Annotated in this window: 9 protein-coding genes, 2 tRNA genes and 2 rRNA genes; 3 read left to right on the top strand and 10 right to left on the bottom strand. The window is 44.5% G+C overall.

Going from position 1 to position 18,626, the window contains the following annotated elements; genetic code table 11:
* Positions 1-122: 122 nt before the first annotated feature.
* From NDN13_RS15475 to NDN13_RS15445, 7 genes are all read right to left on the bottom strand, one after another.
* Positions 123-3,015 (bottom strand): 23S ribosomal RNA (locus NDN13_RS15475).
* Positions 3,016-3,453: 438 nt separating this feature from the next.
* A tRNA-Ala gene (locus NDN13_RS15470) sits at positions 3,454-3,529 on the bottom strand.
* Between the two features lie 55 nt (positions 3,530-3,584).
* Positions 3,585-3,661, bottom strand: a tRNA-Ile gene (locus tag NDN13_RS15465).
* 59 nt (positions 3,662-3,720) lie between these two features.
* Positions 3,721-5,258: ribosomal RNA gene (locus NDN13_RS15460) — 16S ribosomal RNA — on the bottom strand.
* The 16S and 23S rRNA genes sit together here with 2 tRNA genes alongside, the layout of an rRNA operon.
* 703 nt (positions 5,259-5,961) lie before the next feature.
* On the bottom strand, positions 5,962-7,938 hold the full coding sequence (locus NDN13_RS15455) for a glycine betaine transporter (protein WP_005319672.1): 1,977 nt from the start codon (positions 7,936-7,938) through the stop codon (positions 5,962-5,964).
* A gap of 151 nt (positions 7,939-8,089) precedes the next feature.
* The gene (locus NDN13_RS15450) at positions 8,090-8,785 is read right to left on the bottom strand and encodes an ion channel (protein WP_251116095.1); all 696 of its coding nucleotides are present in this window, start codon (positions 8,783-8,785) and stop codon (positions 8,090-8,092) included.
* A 43-nt stretch (positions 8,786-8,828) separates the two neighbouring features.
* Positions 8,829-9,425, bottom strand: a complete 597-nt coding sequence (locus NDN13_RS15445) for a TetR/AcrR family transcriptional regulator (RefSeq protein WP_004802024.1) — start codon at positions 9,423-9,425, stop codon at positions 8,829-8,831.
* Between the two features lie 85 nt (positions 9,426-9,510).
* Here NDN13_RS15445 and NDN13_RS15440 point away from each other — a divergent pair, with 85 nt between their 5' ends.
* Positions 9,511-10,719: an oxygenase MpaB family protein gene (locus NDN13_RS15440; protein WP_251116094.1), complete on the top strand. Its 1,209-nt coding sequence runs from the start codon at positions 9,511-9,513 to the stop codon at positions 10,717-10,719.
* 200 nt (positions 10,720-10,919) lie between these two features.
* Here the strand turns inward: NDN13_RS15440 and NDN13_RS15435 are convergent, their stop codons facing one another.
* From NDN13_RS15435 to NDN13_RS15425, 3 genes are all read right to left on the bottom strand, one after another.
* On the bottom strand, positions 10,920-11,576 hold the full coding sequence (locus NDN13_RS15435; RefSeq protein ID WP_251116093.1) for a tetratricopeptide repeat protein: 657 nt from the start codon (positions 11,574-11,576) through the stop codon (positions 10,920-10,922).
* A 203-nt stretch (positions 11,577-11,779) separates the two neighbouring features.
* Positions 11,780-13,495 (bottom strand): cation acetate symporter, encoded by a 1,716-nt coding sequence (locus NDN13_RS15430; RefSeq protein ID WP_251116092.1) that lies wholly within the window; start codon positions 13,493-13,495, stop codon positions 11,780-11,782.
* Position 13,496: 1 nt separating this feature from the next.
* A complete protein-coding gene (locus tag NDN13_RS15425) occupies positions 13,497-13,829 on the bottom strand; it encodes a DUF485 domain-containing protein (protein ID WP_004656466.1) in 333 nt (110 codons plus the stop codon).
* 185 nt (positions 13,830-14,014) lie between these two features.
* On the opposite strand from NDN13_RS15425, the gene NDN13_RS15420 reads away from it, so the two are divergent.
* Both NDN13_RS15420 and NDN13_RS15415 read left to right on the top strand, forming a co-directional pair.
* Positions 14,015-17,509 carry a hybrid sensor histidine kinase/response regulator gene (locus tag NDN13_RS15420; protein WP_251116091.1) on the top strand — a complete coding sequence of 1,165 codons (3,495 nt, stop codon included), beginning with the start codon at positions 14,015-14,017 and terminating at the stop codon, positions 17,507-17,509.
* A gap of 315 nt (positions 17,510-17,824) precedes the next feature.
* Complete coding sequence (locus NDN13_RS15415; RefSeq protein WP_251116090.1) at positions 17,825-18,586, top strand: hypothetical protein; 762 nt, start codon at positions 17,825-17,827, stop codon at positions 18,584-18,586.
* The last annotated feature ends 40 nt before the right edge of the window (positions 18,587-18,626 follow it).

Raw genomic sequence — 18,626 nt, 5'->3', positions numbered from 1 at the left:
CCACTTAGTACCGAAAGAGTTATTAACGGATTAGATAATTGGTCTGTATTGTAACTAGATTTCACACTAAATCAAGTTATGTATTGAATTTATCTTGAATACAACAACTGTTTGGGTGTTGTATAGTCAAGCCTCACGAGCAATTAGTATTGGTCAGCTTCACACGTCACCGTGCTTCCACACCCAACCTATCAACGTCCTAGTCTCGAACGGCTCTTTAGAGGAATAAATTCCTAGGGAAATCTTATCTTGAGGTAGGCTTCCCGCTTAGATGCTTTCAGCGGTTATCCCTTCCGAACATAGCTACCCGGCGATGCGACTGGCGTCACAACCGGTACACCAGAGGTTCGTCCACTCTGGTCCTCTCGTACTAGGAGCAGATCCTCTCAAATTTCCAGCGCCCACGGTAGATAGGGACCGAACTGTCTCACGACGTTCTAAACCCAGCTCGCGTACCTCTTTAAATGGCGAACAGCCATACCCTTGGGACCTGCTTCAGCCCCAGGATGAGATGAGCCGACATCGAGGTGCCAAACACCGCCGTCGATATGAACTCTTGGGCGGTATCAGCCTGTTATCCCCAGAGTACCTTTTATCCGTTGAGCGATGGCCCTTCCATACAGAACCACCGGATCACTAAGACCTACTTTCGTACCTGCTCGACTTGTGGGTCTCGCAGTTAAGCGCGCTTTTGCCTTTATACTCTACGCGTGATTTCCGACCACGCTGAGCGCACCTTCGTACTCCTCCGTTACTCTTTAGGAGGAGACCGCCCCAGTCAAACTACCCACCAGACATGGTCCTCGCCCCGGATTACGGGGCAGAGTTAGAACCTCAACATTACCAGGGTGGTATTTCAAGGACGGCTCCATACAAACTAGCGTTCGTACTTCAAAGCCTCCCACCTATCCTACACAAGTAAGGTCAAAGTTCAATGTCAAGCTGCAGTAAAGGTTCACGGGGTCTTTCCGTCTAGCCGCGGGTACACTGCATCTTCACAGCGATTTCGATTTCACTGAGCCTCTGCTGGAGACAGCGCCGCCATCATTATGCCATTCGTGCAGGTCGGAACTTACCCGACAAGGAATTTCGCTACCTTAGGACCGTTATAGTTACGGCCGCCGTTTACTGGGGCTTCGATCAAGAGCTTCGCTTACGCTAACCCCATCAATTAACCTTCCAGCACCGGGCAGGCATCACACCCTATACGTCCACTTTCGTGTTTGCAGAGTGCTATGTTTTTAATAAACAGTTGCAGCGGCCTGGTTTCTGTGGCTGCCAATAGCTCAGGGAGCAAGTCCCATCACCGTCAGCAGCGTACCTTCTCCCGAAGTTACGGTACCATTTTGCCTAGTTCCTTCAGCAGAGTTCTCTCAAGCGCTTTGGTCTACTCGACCTGACCACCTGTGTCGGTTTCGGGTACGATTCCTGTGTAACTGAAGCTTAGAGACTTTTCCTGGAAGCATGGTATCAGCCACTTCACTGTACAAGTACAGCTTGCTATCAGCTCTCAGCATAGAGCACCCCGGATTTGCCTAAGATGCATGCCTACAACCTTCCACCTGGACAACCAACGCCAGGCTGACTTAACCTTCTCCGTCCTCTCATCGCATTACACAGAAGTATTGGAATATTAACCAATTTCCCATCGACTACGCCTCTCGGCCTCGCCTTAGGGGTCGACTCACCCAGCCCCGATTAACGTTGGACTGGAACCCTTGGTCTTTCAGCGAACGGGTTTTTCACCCGTTTTGTCGTTACTCACGTCAGCATTCGCACTTCTGATACCTCCAGCATACTTCTCAATACACCTTCATCGGCTTACAGAACGCTCCCCTACCACTTACGCTAATGCGTAAATCCGCAGCTTCGGCACATAGTTTTAGCCCCGTTACATCTTCCGCGCAGGCCGACTCGACTAGTGAGCTATTACGCTTTCTTTAAAGGGTGGCTGCTTCTAAGCCAACCTCCTAGCTGTCTATGCCTTCCCACATCGTTTCCCACTTAACTATGATTTTGGGGCCTTAGCTGGCGGTCTGGATTGTTTTCCTCTTGACTACGGACGTTAGCACCCGCAGTCTGTCTCCCGGATAGTACTCATTGGTATTCGGAGTTTGCATCGGTTTGGTAAGTCGGGATGACCCCCTAGCCGAAACAGTGCTCTACCCCCAATGGTATTCGTCCGAGGCGCTACCTAAATAGCTTTCGGGGAGAACCAGCTATCACCAGGCTTGATTAGCCTTTCACCCCTATCCACAAGTCATCCCCTGGCTTTTCAACGACAGTGGGTTCGGTCCTCCAGTTAGTGTTACCCAACCTTCAACCTGCTCATGGATAGATCGCCTGGTTTCGGGTCTATACCCAGCAACTAAACGCCCTATTAAGACTCGATTTCTCTACGGCTCCCCTATGCGGTTAACCTTGCTACTGAATATAAGTCGCTGACCCATTATACAAAAGGTACGCAGTCACCGAACAAGTCGGCTCCCACTGCTTGTATGCATGCGGTTTCAGGATCTATTTCACTCCCCTCACAGGGGTTCTTTTCGCCTTTCCCTCACGGTACTGGTTCACTATCGGTCAGTCAGGAGTATTTAGCCTTGGAGGATGGTCCCCCCATATTCAGACAAGGTTTCACGTGCCTCGCCCTACTCGTCATCATTGTGTGTGCCCTTTCGTGTACGGGAATATCACCCTCTACGTTCGCACTTCCCAGAGCGTTCCACTAGAACACACACAACTTAATGGGCTGCTCCCCGTTCGCTCGCCGCTACTAAGGGAATCTCAATTGATTTCTTTTCCTAAGGGTACTGAGATGTTTCACTTCCCCTCGTTCGCTTCATAAGCCTATGTATTCAGCTTATGATACCCGCCTTATAGCGGGTGGGTTCCCCCATTCAGAAATCTCCGGATCAAAGGATATTTGCCGCCTCCCCGGAGCTTTTCGCAGGCTATCACGTCTTTCATCGCCTCTGACTGCCAAGGCATCCACCACATGCACTTAATTACTTGACTATACAACCCCAAACAGTCGTTAACACATACAAGTGAGTGTTATCGTTGCAAACTTAATTGCCACTGGTTTGTTGTCTGTGAACTTAATCACCATACAGCTTCAATCTAAATTCATATACCAAAACGCTTGATTCAGTGTTTTTGCTAGTTCTCAGATTAAATATCTTCTTAACAATTGCTTGTTAAGCTTATATCTAATCGAGTTTGAACAATTTATTTCAGACTCAATTTTCTAATCTGTTAATGATTAACTACCACCTCGTCGGTGAGTAGTAAACTGTGATAAATCACAGAGATTAATAAACCAGTCAACTTGGACTGTATTCACTAAACTCTATAATCTTCTTAGCTTCAAGCTACATCCTATGTGTGCCTGCGCACAGCATAGCTGTTTGCTTAAATTCTCGGACAAAGCGTTGCTTTGTTTACCCTCGAATTTGGTGGAGACTAGGAGAGTCGAACTCCTGACCTCCTGCGTGCAAAGCAGGCGCTCTACCAACTAAGCTAAGTCCCCAGCTTATCACTTAATGAACGACATATCTTTCAATCCAAGCTACTGCAATCAGATTTGGTGGGTCTGACAAGACTTGAACTTGTGACCCCACGCTTATCAAGCGTGTGCTCTAACCAACTGAGCTACAGACCCTCAGATACATCTTCGAAGAACAACTTGTTGTGGATTCTTACCAGTCACCAATCTTTCGTTAAGGAGGTGATCCAGCCGCAGGTTCCCCTACGGCTACCTTGTTACGACTTCACCCCAGTCATCGGCCACACCGTGGTAAGCGTCCTCCTTGCGGTTAGACTACCTACTTCTGGTGCAACAAACTCCCATGGTGTGACGGGCGGTGTGTACAAGGCCCGGGAACGTATTCACCGCGGCATTCTGATCCGCGATTACTAGCGATTCCGACTTCATGGAGTCGAGTTGCAGACTCCAATCCGGACTACGATCGGCTTTTTGAGATTAGCATCCTATCGCTAGGTAGCAACCCTTTGTACCGACCATTGTAGCACGTGTGTAGCCCTGGCCGTAAGGGCCATGATGACTTGACGTCGTCCCCGCCTTCCTCCAGTTTGTCACTGGCAGTATCCTTAAAGTTCCCGACATTACTCGCTGGCAAATAAGGAAAAGGGTTGCGCTCGTTGCGGGACTTAACCCAACATCTCACGACACGAGCTGACGACAGCCATGCAGCACCTGTATCTAGATTCCCGAAGGCACCAATCCATCTCTGGAAAGTTTCTAGTATGTCAAGGCCAGGTAAGGTTCTTCGCGTTGCATCGAATTAAACCACATGCTCCACCGCTTGTGCGGGCCCCCGTCAATTCATTTGAGTTTTAGTCTTGCGACCGTACTCCCCAGGCGGTCTACTTATCGCGTTAGCTGCGCCACTAAAGCCTCAAAGGCCCCAACGGCTAGTAGACATCGTTTACGGCATGGACTACCAGGGTATCTAATCCTGTTTGCTCCCCATGCTTTCGTACCTCAGCGTCAGTATTAGGCCAGATGGCTGCCTTCGCCATCGGTATTCCTCCAGATCTCTACGCATTTCACCGCTACACCTGGAATTCTACCATCCTCTCCCATACTCTAGCTTCCCAGTATCGAATGCAATTCCCAAGTTAAGCTCGGGGATTTCACATCCGACTTAAAAAGCCGCCTACGCACGCTTTACGCCCAGTAAATCCGATTAACGCTCGCACCCTCTGTATTACCGCGGCTGCTGGCACAGAGTTAGCCGGTGCTTATTCTGCGAGTAACGTCCACTATCCTAGAGTATTAATCTAAGTAGCCTCCTCCTCGCTTAAAGTGCTTTACAACCAAAAGGCCTTCTTCACACACGCGGCATGGCTGGATCAGGCTTCCGCCCATTGTCCAATATTCCCCACTGCTGCCTCCCGTAGGAGTCTGGGCCGTGTCTCAGTCCCAGTGTGGCGGATCATCCTCTCAGACCCGCTACAGATCGTCGCCTTGGTAGGCCTTTACCCCACCAACTAGCTAATCCGACTTAGGCTCATCATTTAGCGCAAGGTCCGAAGATCCCCTGCTTTCTCCCGTAGGACGTATGCGGTATTAGCATTCCTTTCGGAATGTTGTCCCCCACTAAATGGCAGATTCCTAAGCATTACTCACCCGTCCGCCGCTAGGTTAGGTAGCAAGCTACCCTTCCCCGCTCGACTTGCATGTGTTAAGCCTGCCGCCAGCGTTCAATCTGAGCCATGATCAAACTCTTCAGTTTAAAATCATTAGTAGCTTATGGCTACAAATCTTGGCTCATCAATTTTCTGACTAAAAATTCGCTCAAATAAACTTCGAGAAATTTCTACTCTTCAATCAATGAAATATTTTCGATTGATCAACTAGTAAAAATCCACACAAGTTGTTCTTCTATTCTCTTAATGATCTTCTCGATGATTCGTCATCATCAAGCTAGGTCGGCTATATTACTCTCAATTTCTTAAAAGTCAACAGGTAATTTAGATATTTAACAAACTTATCAATCAACCCAAGAACTCAACCACTTTAGCCAAATCCTTGTTTCTCAACAAGTTTTTATCTGCATCACCGCCGATGGATGTGCATTCTACAGCATTTCAGTTCAGGTGCAAGCACTTTTAAAAATTAAATTATTCGGTTGTTTTATTTTTAAACTTTAACTTATCTAATTCACTGATTTATATAATTTAAAATTTATTAATTATCTTAAAAGTGAATTTAAACAACATAAATGACTGTAATTTAATGATTTTCCAATAAATACGCTTTAATTATCAGCGGAAAAACAACTTTATTTTTATTTTTAGCTTTTATTTTAGCCACCTCAGTTCTCTAAAACGTCTTTCCAGCCTCCTCTGCATGCTTAAAATACACTCATCCAAATAAAAACAACGGCTTTGATACGCTCAAAACCGTTGTTTTCAATATTGCAGTCAGCATTTCGATTAAGAAGTTGTGCCTCTCACAATATTTAGGAAGTAAAGATGGCGTTCATATTGATCAATAATGTCCTGAATCAAATCTTCTTGCGTCCAATCCATCACATCATAGTTTTGTCCACCCTCACGCAAGAACACTTCTGCCTGAAAGTAATTGGCCTCATCTTCATCTGCCCGCCCTAACATAAAGCTAGGTGGAACAGTGGCATGCGAAACCACTTTATAGGTAAAGTTAATTTCATGGTGATGATCGACATGCAATTGCAGACCATTTTCGATTTCACGAATTTCCACTTCCAAATGACGGCGTTTGAATTCACGCTGAATACTTTCAAAAGCCTTACGAACTTGCGTGTCGATATAGTGCTGAACTTCAGTTTCAGTATGCGGATAATGCATAATTAAACCTAAACGCTGCTGCCAACTGCGTGGATTATTGATGGCACGTGGAGTAATACGCGCCTCTTGAATGGCCTTCATTTTGGTGACATCCAACTTCAATGCTTTGAGTAAGCCCCAACTCATCAACAACATAATAAAAGTAAAAGGCAGTGCACTCATAATAATTGAGGATTGCAATGCAGACAGACCACCAACCAATAGCAGAATAATGGCCAAAGCTGCCATCAACACGGTCCAAAATAGTCTTTGCCATGTTGGAGAATTCTCGGTTTTAGCGGTGAGATAATCAGTAACCAAAGCACCCGAATCCGCAGATGTTACGAAAAAGAGCATTACCAATACCGTCGCCAGCAAGCTCATCACACCCGAAAATGGCAAATGATTCAAAAACTCAAATAAAGCAACTGATGAATCCGTTTGCACGGCATGAAGCAAACTTACATTATGCTCCTGCATAATGCTAAACAGTGCAGCATTACCTAAAAAGCCCATCCAGATGATGGTAAAACCTGTCGGAATCAGTAACACCCCAACAATAAACTCACGGATGGTTCGGCCACGCGACACACGGGCAATAAACATCCCCACAAATGGCGACCATGAAATCCACCATGCCCAATACATAATGGTCCAACCGCCAATCCAGCCATTCGGTTGATAGGCGTAGAGGTTAAAGGTCATACCAAATAGGTTCGACATATACGAACCCATGTTTTGAATGGTGGTTTGCAGTAGATAGATACTTGGGCCAGCAATAAACACAAAGGCCAACAACACCAAAGCCAAAATCAGATTGAGTTCGGAAAGGCGTTTGACCCCTTTATCCAGACCTAAAAATACCGACATGGATGCCAAAGCACTGACAAAAATAATCAGGATCACCTGAACATTGCTGCTTTGCTCGATCCCAAATAGATAATGCAGACCTGAATTGATCTGGGTGACCCCGAAACCTAAAGAGGTTGCCACCCCGAAAACTGTACCAATGGTGGCAAAGGTATCAATCCCATCGCCCCAAGGGCCATAAATTTTCTTACCAATAATTGGATATAAAGCGGAACGGGTTTTTAATGGCAGATTATGCCGATAAGCAAAATAGGCCAAGGCCAATCCGACCACGGCGTAGATTGCCCATGCATGTAAGCCCCAATGAAAAAAGGTAATTCTCAAGGCTTGCTGTGCAGAAGCGACACTTTCAGGATCACCACTCGGTGGACTGACATAGTGCATCACTGGTTCAGCCACACCGAAGAACATTAACCCAATCCCCATACCTGCAGTAAACAGCATGGCAAACCATGAGCCGTTACTATATTCAGGTTGGCTGTGATCAGGGCCTAATTTAATTTTTCCGCTGGCCGAACAGGCTATATAAATCAGTAAAATCAAAAACACTGCAACAGAGAGGACATAGAACCAGCTAAACGAGTCCGTGATCCATTGCTTCAGTTGTTGTGTCAGAAACTCAAATGAACTGGGTGCGATAATGACGATCGCGATAAAAATCGCAATGATAATCACCGTGCTTAAAAACACGTTTGGATTAACATTCGCAAACTGCGAAGATGGCTTGGAAGGCATAATTCCCCCACGTTATTCTAATGATAATGGACAGACCTTAGAGGTCAAATAAGACATTCACATAGTGAATAAAAGCGAGTTCAGCGATGTAAAACTCGATACTGATTATAAAAAATGTGAAAAATAAAGCAGTTGTAATGCTGTAACAAAGCTATTCTTTATCATTGATGTGTTTCGGCGAATGCGCAATATACTGCAAGGCAATGAGGCGAGACACCACCACAGCCAAATACATCACCCCACCAAACATTTGCAACATTGCCAACACTCTGGCTGCAGGGCTGATCGGGATTAAATCCGATAATCCAGTTGCGGACTGCAAACTAAAACTCAAAAACAATAAATCCAGCCAATGTTGTAAGGCTTGAGGTTGATTGGGATTTTGAAAACTATTTGGCAGGATTAACTGACAGATACTATATAAGAAGGCAAAAGCCCAAGCGATGAGGGTAAATACTGCCCCTGCTGCAAACAATTCATCTCTGGTGAGATAGCGATCCGCAAACATATAGCGCAGCAAACCATAAGCCGCATAGAAATAAGCTAAGGCTTCAAAACTATGTGCAATAATTTGTATGGTCCGATTGCCATAGCCAAGAAAAATTAAAATCGAAAATAAGAACGCACCACTGACAAAGATCAAGCCCCAAAATGTAAACACAGGGCTTTGCCGAATCACTTTAGCGATGATCAATAAGGCCAATACGCCCAGCGACCAAGTTAAAGCACGAAATTCACTATCGCCTGTGGTCAACATATATAAAATCAACAAGGCCAATTGAACCAGCAACAACCATGCTGATGGAAGTAAGCGAAGGCTCTGCCAAAATTGTTTTAACGTTTGCATATTGTTATTCCTAAATCTTGTTCTGCTTTTCTTATCAATCGCATCATACTGCATCTAAAAAAGAAACAATCATTTTAGACAGTTCTTGTTGCAGCCGTTGTTCCTCAATCAAAAAGGTATTTTTACTGGCATAACGCATCATGGTAAATAAGGTACTGTTAATAATCACAAAAGACTTATGTTTTAAAGTTTCAAAATCCCACTGCGGATAGTAACGACCAAATAAATACATGCCAATTTCCAAGAAATGTTGCTCCAACACCTGTGCCGCTTCCGAATCACTATAGGCATGCCAGTTTTTTAAGATTTCGATAAAAAAACCTTGATCGGATTTCAAAGATTCAAAGCCAAACGCAATACTTAATGTGATGATGTCTTGAATAGAGGTTTGTTGTTGTAGCATCACCAACTGTTTTACGGCTTGCCCCAAGCTTTCACTTTTACGCAATAATAGTTCTGCAATAATCTGTTCTTTGTTTTCAAAATATTGATAGATCGACCCAACACTCACACCTGATTTTTCAGAGATTTTAGGTGTAGTAACCTGTAACACCCCATATTCAGAAATACATTTTTGCGCCCCTTCCAGAATGCTTTCGACAATCATTTTGGCACGTTGCTGCTGTGGTCGTTTTCTCATAAACAGACTCGACTGGAATGCGAATTGAATGCGAATAATTATTCATATTAAGCTTTGATTAAATAACAATCACAGGCTTTATGCAATGCAAAGCATCGTTAAACCTAAACGCTTGGCCGCGTTTGAAGATATGAATCAGTCTAATCTCAAAACCAAAATCCTGAGTTATATAACCCATCAGCAGGTACAACCCAGTTATGCAGAGTATCAGGCACTGAATACCGCTCTGCAAAGTGGTGATGCACCGATGGATCAACTGCTACTCTGGGTACTCCAGAATCCGAAACAACATCGTAAATACTTTGAAACGGCGCTATATCAAGGCCTCGATCAATTGCCACATGAAATTCCTGAACTCACTGCCTTCTTCCAATTCGTTGAACAAAAACCTGCTTGGTATGATCAAAACAAAATTGATGCTGCATTGAAATTTACCTACCGCCTAGGACTCAATAACGGCCTTATCCTCCGAGATTTATCGCTAATGACAGGCTATATGTACCCTGGTTTTAATCAACCTTTGGTCCTGACAGGTGCATTAAAAAAACAGGCGGGTACACGTCTGGCTGAAACCACAAAATGGTGGGTGGACATCACTGAGCAAGGTGGTTTTGAACGCTTTAGCAAAGGTTTTACCTCCACCATTTTTGTACGCTTCATCCATGCTTTAGTCCGTCATCAACTACAAAAATCAGAAAAATGGGATGCCGACACTTGGGGCATCCCAATCAATCAATATGATCAGGCCATGACCAATATCGCTTTTAGTGGTGTCGTCTTGATTGGAATACGGGCTTTAGGCATTTTTCCAACTAAACAAGACGTCGATAGCTTTTTACATTTTTGGAAATACGCAGGCTGGTTAATGGGTGTGGATGAAAAGTGGCTGGTCGATAAAGAGTCGGATGGCTGGAAACTGATATACTGGATGCATTTTGCCCATCCTCAATCTGATGACAGCAGTATTTCCTTGGGTTCCAGTCTGTCCAAAGAACCCTTTGAGCGAAAATATCGCTATCTACGCACTTTCCAGCAAAAACTGGCCTATAAGCAGCATTTAGAGATTACTCAATTCTTTATTGGCCGTAACAAAATGCACAAGCTCGGTTTAGCGCCACAATCAGCGTCTTGGTTTGCTTATTATCTGATTGGTCGTAATCTAGCCCTGTATACAGGGGCTAAACATATTCCAAAGTTAAAGCATTTGCTTGAGCAAAATGGACGGCAGGTACAACGCATTGGCTTGTCTTTATATCGCAACCAAGGGCAACAACTGGCCAGTATGCATCAATAGTCCATAAAAAAGCCCTCAATCAATGCGGGCTTTATATACCAATGAATAATCAGATCCATCAACACTGTTTATTCACTTTTAAATAGCAATTGATCGTGCTGTTGAGATATGAGCTTCTTGTAGCTCTCTGAATTATGCCTCAACCCTTTTTCTTTTAAATGCCAATGATATTCCATCGGGAGCTTTGCATTTCTCCTCTTCTATTGTAATTCCACAAGCTTATCTGCACCCCATGATAATCCATAGTCAGCCGCCTTTTTATACCATTTTTTTGCCAACTTAATATTTACTGCTCCAGCAGAACCATCTTCATACATTTCTCCAAGTTCATATGCTGCAATAGCCATTTCCTGATCAGCAGCCTTTGTCATCCATTCCATGGCCTTGATCTCATTTTTGGCTACACCTTCACCAGCCCGATACATTGATGCAATTTCATATTGTGAATTTGCATGCCCCTGCATCGCAGCTTTCATAAACCATGCATATGATTCTTCAAAATTTTCATCAACCCCTTGTCCAAACAAGTAAGCTAAACCAAGATTGTATTGAGCATAAGGATTGCCAGATTGGGCAGACTTGCGAAACCAATCTACAGCTTTGGTAAAATCTCTTTCAGGGCCATATGAACCACGTTTATAGATCATCCCAAGGCTAAGTTGAGCATTTGGGTCCCCTTGTTTGGCTTCTTCTGAATATTTTGCATAAGCAACATTGATATCTTTTTTCACAAAATCTTCATCTAACATTGCGTCTATTTGAGCGAGTTGAGTTTTAGGAAGATCTGAGCTTTCGCTACATGCCATGGTTAAAAATACAAGAGTTAAGAAAATTAAAATATTCTTTATTAAATACATAAGGCTATTTCATATAAATTTGACAATAAACAAAGCAATGGTAGAGGTTTCTTAAGTTTTTCAAAATTATAATGCAATCTAAACAATAAAAACCAACTCAAAACTTATTTTACTCTCACTCAATACGGCAATCCTTTTTTTATGTACTGCCAATAAAGAAAGCCCTCAATCAATGAGGGCTTTTATTTTATGCTTGGTTTTAATTAGTGATCTGACGCACCAGAAGCACCGATCCCTGTCATTGAACGAACAAACTGAGCATCAAAGGCTTTACGCTCTTTCTCCGCACGTGCTGATTTATCAGTTACAGAGAAGAACCAGCAGCAAAGGAATGATAAAGGCATTGCAAACAGTGCTGGACCATTGAATGGGTTTGGCGCAGTTTCAGAAATTGCCAGAGTATCCACCCAAACTGCTTTAGATAGAATGATTAGGCTCACCGCACCAACTAAACCAACCACGCCACCAATCACTGCACCACGTGTAGTCAAGCCTTTCCAGAACATTGATAACACGAGGATTGGGAAATTTGCACAACATGCCACAGAGAATGCTAAACCGACCATGAAGGCAACGTTTTGCTTCTCAAACAAGATACCCAAGATCATGGCAAAGATGGCTAAACCTAAAGTTGCAATTTTTGACATCTTCAATTCAGATTCAGGCGTGGTTTTGCCTTTTTTGAACACGTTGGCATATAAGTCATGTGAAATCGCTGAAGCGCCTGACAAGGTCAAACCAGCAACCACGGCAAGAATTGTTGCGAATGCGACTGCTGAAATGAAGCCCATGAACAGGTCGCCACCCACTGCATCACTTAAATGCACGGCAGCCATGTTGTTACCACCGACTAACTCTAATTTGCCTGTTACGGCTGCTTTAGCAACATCAAGGAACTGCGGGTTGTTGGCAACAAATAGGATTGCACCGAAACCGATAATGAAGGTGAGCAGATAGAAGTAACCAATAAAGCCTGTCGCCACCACAACTGATTTACGTGCTTCTTTGGCATCTTTTACGGTAAAGAAACGCATCAAGATATGTGGTAAACCTGCTGTACCAAACATCAAGGCAAGACCAAGCGACAATGCATCGATTGGGTTGGCGGCAAGTTTACCTGGGCCCATGATTTTGGCTGCCTCTTCCCAGCTCATGCTGTGCGCTTGGCTATATACACCAATCGCTTGGTTAAACATATTGGTGAAGCTAAAACCAACCGCTTTCATCACCATAAAGGCCATAAAAGTTGCACCGCTGAGTAACATCACTGCTTTGATGATCTGTACCCAAGTCGTTGCCAACATACCACCGAAGATCACATAAGCCATCATCAATAGACCGACGATCACAACTGCGATGTTGTAGTTCAAACCGAATAGCAATTTGATCAACTGGCCTGCACCCACCATCTGTGCAATCAGGTAGAACGCCACCACAACCAATGAGCTGAACGCAGCCAAGGTACGAACTGGCTTCTCTTCCAGACGGAATGAGACCACGTCTGACAAATTATATTTACCCAAGTTACGTAAACGTTCTGCAACAAGGAAAAGTACAATTGGCCAACCCACCATGAAACCAAGTGAGTAAAGTAAGCCATCAAAGCCTGAGCTAAAAACTAATGCTGAAATGCCCAAAAACGATGCCGCTGACATATAGTCACCCGCAATCGCCAAGCCATTTTGGAAACCGCTGATCCCGCCACCTGCGGTATAGAAATCTTGTGCTGATTGGGTTTGTTTCGCTGCCCATTTGGTAATGAACAAGGTAAAGCCCACGAAGATCATAAACATAATGATCGCGTGCCAGTTGGTCGCCTGCTGTTCAGCAGTCCCTAGGTCTGGACCCGCGAATGCAATACTTGAGCAGCAAAAACTAAGCAGCGTCAACAGTATCGCTTTGAATGATGTCCTTTTCATCTCAGTGCATCCCTTTTTCATGTGCAATGGCCTCAACTTCCTTGAGGGCTGCTTCATTCAGTTGGTCAAGTTTCGTATTGGCAATATAGGAATACACTCCACATAAGATAAATGATAATACGATAATGCCTAAACCAAGGGGAATTCCCCATGTGGTGACACCACCGCTAAATGAACTTGCTAAAAATTCTTTGTTGTAGCCAACCAAAAGCATGAACCCAACGTAGATAAACAGCATGATTGCTGTTAATGTCCAACTTAATGTGCGCTTTTTGCTGACCATCTCTTGAAACTTTGGATTTCGTAGAATTCGATCTACCTGTGAATCATCCATAATTGACTCCTTATTTTTGTGTCCAACCGTGGACCCCTTTTTCACATGGGATTTTTCATTATCCAAAGTAACAAGATTATGCTTGACTCGTAACTTAGACTTTGGTCTCTAAATGACAATCTCTACTCCTTGCTATACCTGTACTTCGGGTATGATAAAAAATGGAATTTGATCACGTGAGCAATATGAACAGTTGGCTTATTCTTGGTGTGCTTGCCCTGTATATTGTGCTGTTATTCGGCTGCGCTTTTTTTGGTGAAAAACATGCCAGCCGTTTAAGCACGCGCGGCCGTATGCTGCTGTTCAGTTTGACTTTAGGGGTTTATTGCTCATCATGGACCTTCTATGGCGCGACGGGTGCTGCAGTACGTCAGGGAGTTATTTTTCTACCGATTTATCTTGGCCCCTTGCTGTTTATCTGGTTTGGCTATGACATCTGGAAACGCTTAGGTCGGATTCGTCAACATCATGCGATTTCTTCGATTGCCGATTTTGTCGCAGCGCGTTATGGCAAAAGTGGTAGCTTGGCCGCACTGGTGACCATCCTTGCCGTGATCGCGATTGTGCCTTATCTGGCTTTGCAGTTACGTGCCATTGCTTTAAGTGCCTCGGTGATTCTGGAGCAAAATGCGCATATCCATACCACCACCAATAGTGTGTTAGTACTGACTGCGGTGCTGGCGATTTTGGCGATGATTTTTGGTACCCGTCATATTGCGCATACCGAACAGCATGGCGGTTTAATGTTGGCCGTCGCATTTGAGTCCTTTGTTAAACTGTTTGCACTGCTCTGCGTGGCTGCTTTTTTCTTATTGCAGTCGCCTGACAATATCAAACAGGTCAGCAGCGATGTCAGTCAGCATTTCCATGACCTGCAACAACTCGGTGTGCCTGAAACTTTTTGGATTCAGACCCTACTTGCAGGCTTAGCCATGATTTGCTTGCCGCGTCAATTTCATGTGGCGGTGGTCGAATTACGAGATGAAAAGCATATTCGTGGTGCACGACGCTGGTTCGCGGCCTATCTGATTCTGACTGTGATTGCAATCATTCCGATTGCCAGTTGGGCGCTACACTCTTTACCTGAATCACTTGGTACACCTGATATTGCGGTATTGGCCTTGCCTTTAAGCTATCAACAAGAATGGTTGGCCTTATTGGCCTTTTTAGGTGGTTTCTCTGCATCTACAGGCATGCTATTGGTGGCTTCAGTGGCACTGTCGATCATGCTCAGTAATGACCTGATCATGCCTGCATTATGGCGCTTTAAAATCATTTCTCGCCATGATCAACACTTACCTCGTGTACTCAAATTGACACGTCGCATCAGTATCGTCAGTGTGATGCTACTGGGCTTCTTATTCTTCCATTTCTTTAACGATATCAATCAGCTTTCAGTCTTTGGTTTATTGGCCTTTAGTGCGGTGGCACAGTTTTCTCCCGCCTTGATTGGTGGACTATACTGGCGTGGTGCAAGTCGCCAAGGCGTCTATGTCGGCTTACTCATGGGCTTTGCCATGTGGAGCTATACACTGCTGTTCCCAACAGTATTGCGTAGCTTACCAGATCATTATCAAGAATTTGCACAACATCTATTATTGTTTGGGCCTTTTGATATCAATGGTCTACGTCCTGAAGCACTGCTTGGTTTTGAATCTTTTGCCCCACTCACCCACGGCGTGTTGTGGTCACTGGGGCTCAATGTGGTGCTGTATATCTGGGTGTCTCGTTTATATCGTCCAAGTGTGGCAGAACAAATTCAGGCAGAAAGCTTTTTTTATTATGAAAGCAAACCGTTGCCATCGGCTCAGTCCAATACCGATTTAACTGATTTACACCTCAATGCCGCACGCCTGAAAGTTGGTGACTTATTAGCACTCGCCAAACGGGTCACGGGGGATAAACCGACCCTTCAAGCCTTCCAGCAATTTTGTGAACAAAACCATGTGGTGTTAAATGAAAATCACGTTGCCAATGGTATGTGGTGGCGTTTCACCGAGCAGTATCTGGCAGGGATTATTGGTGCCGCTTCTGCTCGTACATTACTGACCACTGCCATGATTAACAATGGTTTAGCACTGGGGCAAGTCGCGAATATTCTCGATCAAGCCTCACAGTGGCAGCGTTTTAATCAGAACCTGCTCATGACCATGATTGACCATATGACCCAAGGTGTCAGTGTGGTGGATAAAAATATGTGTCTGGTAGCATGGAACAACCAATATCTCAAGCTATTTGATTATCCTAAAGATTTGGTCTACGTCGGCTGTCCAATTGCCGATCTGATTCGCTATAACGCTGAACGTGGTGAATGTGGTCCCGGCCCTGTCGAGGAACATGTGCGTAAACGACTGCACTGGATGAAAGTCGGCAGTGCGCATGAGTTTGAGCGGATTCGTAAAGATGGTCTGGTGATTCAGATGCGTGGCAATCCCATTGAAGGCGGTGGTTTCGTGACCACTTTCGCCGATATTACTGCCTTCCGTGAAAATGAAGCAGTGTTGGAAGAACGTGTCAGTGATCGAACTCAACAGCTTGCCAATGCCTTGACCGAGCAACAACTCGCGCTAGAACAAGCCGATAAAGCCAATCAATCGAAAAGTCGCTTCCTTGCCGCAGCCAGTCATGACCTATTACAACCCATGCATGCGGCCCGTTTATTTAGTACCGCTTTAGAGCAAAGTGTGCATTCAACCGAAGACCAACAGACCTTGCAACAACTGGATCGCGCACTCTACGGTGCAGAAAGTATGCTCTCTGCACTCCTCGATATTGCCCGTTTGGAAGGCGGCACGATTCAGCCAAAGCGCCAAGCTTATGCACTGCATGACCTATTAAATGATCTGGAATTACAGTTCAAATCGATTGCTGCTCAACGCAATATTCAACTGTCTGTTCACGACACTAAATTTTGGGTCGATACCGATCCACAATGGATGCGACGGATTATCCAGAATTTTGTCAGCAATGCATTACGTTATACCGCTCAAGGTCGTGTGGTGGTTGGCGTGTTACGTTCTGCGCAACGCCCGAAGCATATTCGTATCGGGGTTTGGGACACAGGACCGGGCATTCATGAACAACAACGCCTGAAACTGTTCCAAGAATTTGAACGCTGTGGACATACTTCGCCTTGGGGAGAACAAGGGCTTGGTCTCGGACTGGCCATCGTGCAACGTATGACCAGCCTGCTTGATTTTCCTGTACATGTCTATTCGGAATTGGGCAAAGGCTCTTGTTTCATGATTGAAGTCCCCCTTGCCGAAGCACCTAAAATTCAAATGGCGGTACCGCATGTGACAGCACTGCAACATACCGCCTATAAAGTATTGTGCTTAGACAATGATGAGACCATTCTGGAAGGCATGCGCACTTTACTGAGCAAATGGGGCTATCAGATTTTCACGGCAACAGAACCTGAGCAAGCCCTGCGACTGATTGAACAAGAAGACATTCAGGTCTGGCTGATCGACCAGCATTTAAACCATGATCAACGTGGTCTGGACTTCATTGAGCAACATCGACTGCCTCATATTCCAGTCGCGCTGATTACTGCAGATTCTGATCCAGAACTCCCACAATACTTAAAACAGCAGAATATTGTGTTGCTGAAAAAACCGCTTAAACCTGCGGGCTTAAGAGCATGGTTATCGGGTTTAAAAATCATGCCGATGCAATAACTAGCAAAATATTTTTCACCATAGACCAAAATGATCAAAAAGCAGCACTTTCGTTGATGACAAGTTGACCAAAGTGCTCAAATCATCGTTGGCTATGGCAAAAACGTTCACTTACATTAGTGAACGTTTGTACACTTACTTACAATTTATCAAGTGTATGTTTTTATTATTAAATTCTACCCTTAAAATTACATCTACAACTTTAGTCGTATTCTACTTGTTTTCTCGATACCGCATAAATTGATCAAGTTAAACGAAACCTAGACCTATGCTTGTTGGGTTTCTCATTACAAATTGTCAAAAAGGACATTGATCATGAATCACAACAACCCAACGACCGACCATAGTTCACAACAGCTTTATCGCCAGTACAGCGCCAATGCTCTGCTACCTGAACTGGATTGGCAAACCATCTTTGTACACAGCAAACTAGATGACACCCATTTACGTGCACTGAACACACTGTATCAAGCTGCTGTCCCTCTGGCGCTCAATGTATTTGATCAACTCAATTTTGATGTGTTTGCACCTGCGGCCTATCACCCACAAGGCTTGGGTTTATTTGAAAAACTGGCGCAACAGGAAGAAAAGTTTTTAGACGCTCTCGAAACCGAATCGGCTCACCTCGACCATGAAAGCCGTCATCAAATCTGGAGTATGTTACTGCGTGGTGGTGCGGTACTGGTATTCAAAGCATGGTTAGGTCATGTTAAGGGCGGTGAACACCAACTGGACAAAACCCAGTTTGATGAGCTTTCTGATTTACTGTTTATCAAAACGCGTCCTGAACAATTAGCACAGCGTTTAAAAGTCGATGCCAATGCTGCTTTAACACATATTTTCTTGATGTATGAAAATGATGTGTTCTTAGACCATTTTAATAGCTTGGAAACTGCGGCTTTATTTGTAGATTTAGGCGTATATGATGCTGCATTCTTAAGTCTGCGTGATGACCGTGTTGCGGAATACCTCAAAGCTAAAGGCTATGTGACCCAAGAGCAGATTGATGACTTGCAATGCGCATTGAATCCATTGTACTGCGATAGCTTAATGCCAAAACAGGACTGCTTGGCTTAACGAGCCGAAGCCACAATCAAGATTGTGGCTTCACTTTGAT

The sequence above is a fragment of the Acinetobacter sp. C32I genome (assembly GCF_023702715.1).
Lineage (GTDB): Bacteria > Pseudomonadota > Gammaproteobacteria > Pseudomonadales > Moraxellaceae > Acinetobacter.
Note: the sequence above shows the minus strand (reverse complement) of the source record. Positions and strands in the feature narration are given on the sequence as shown.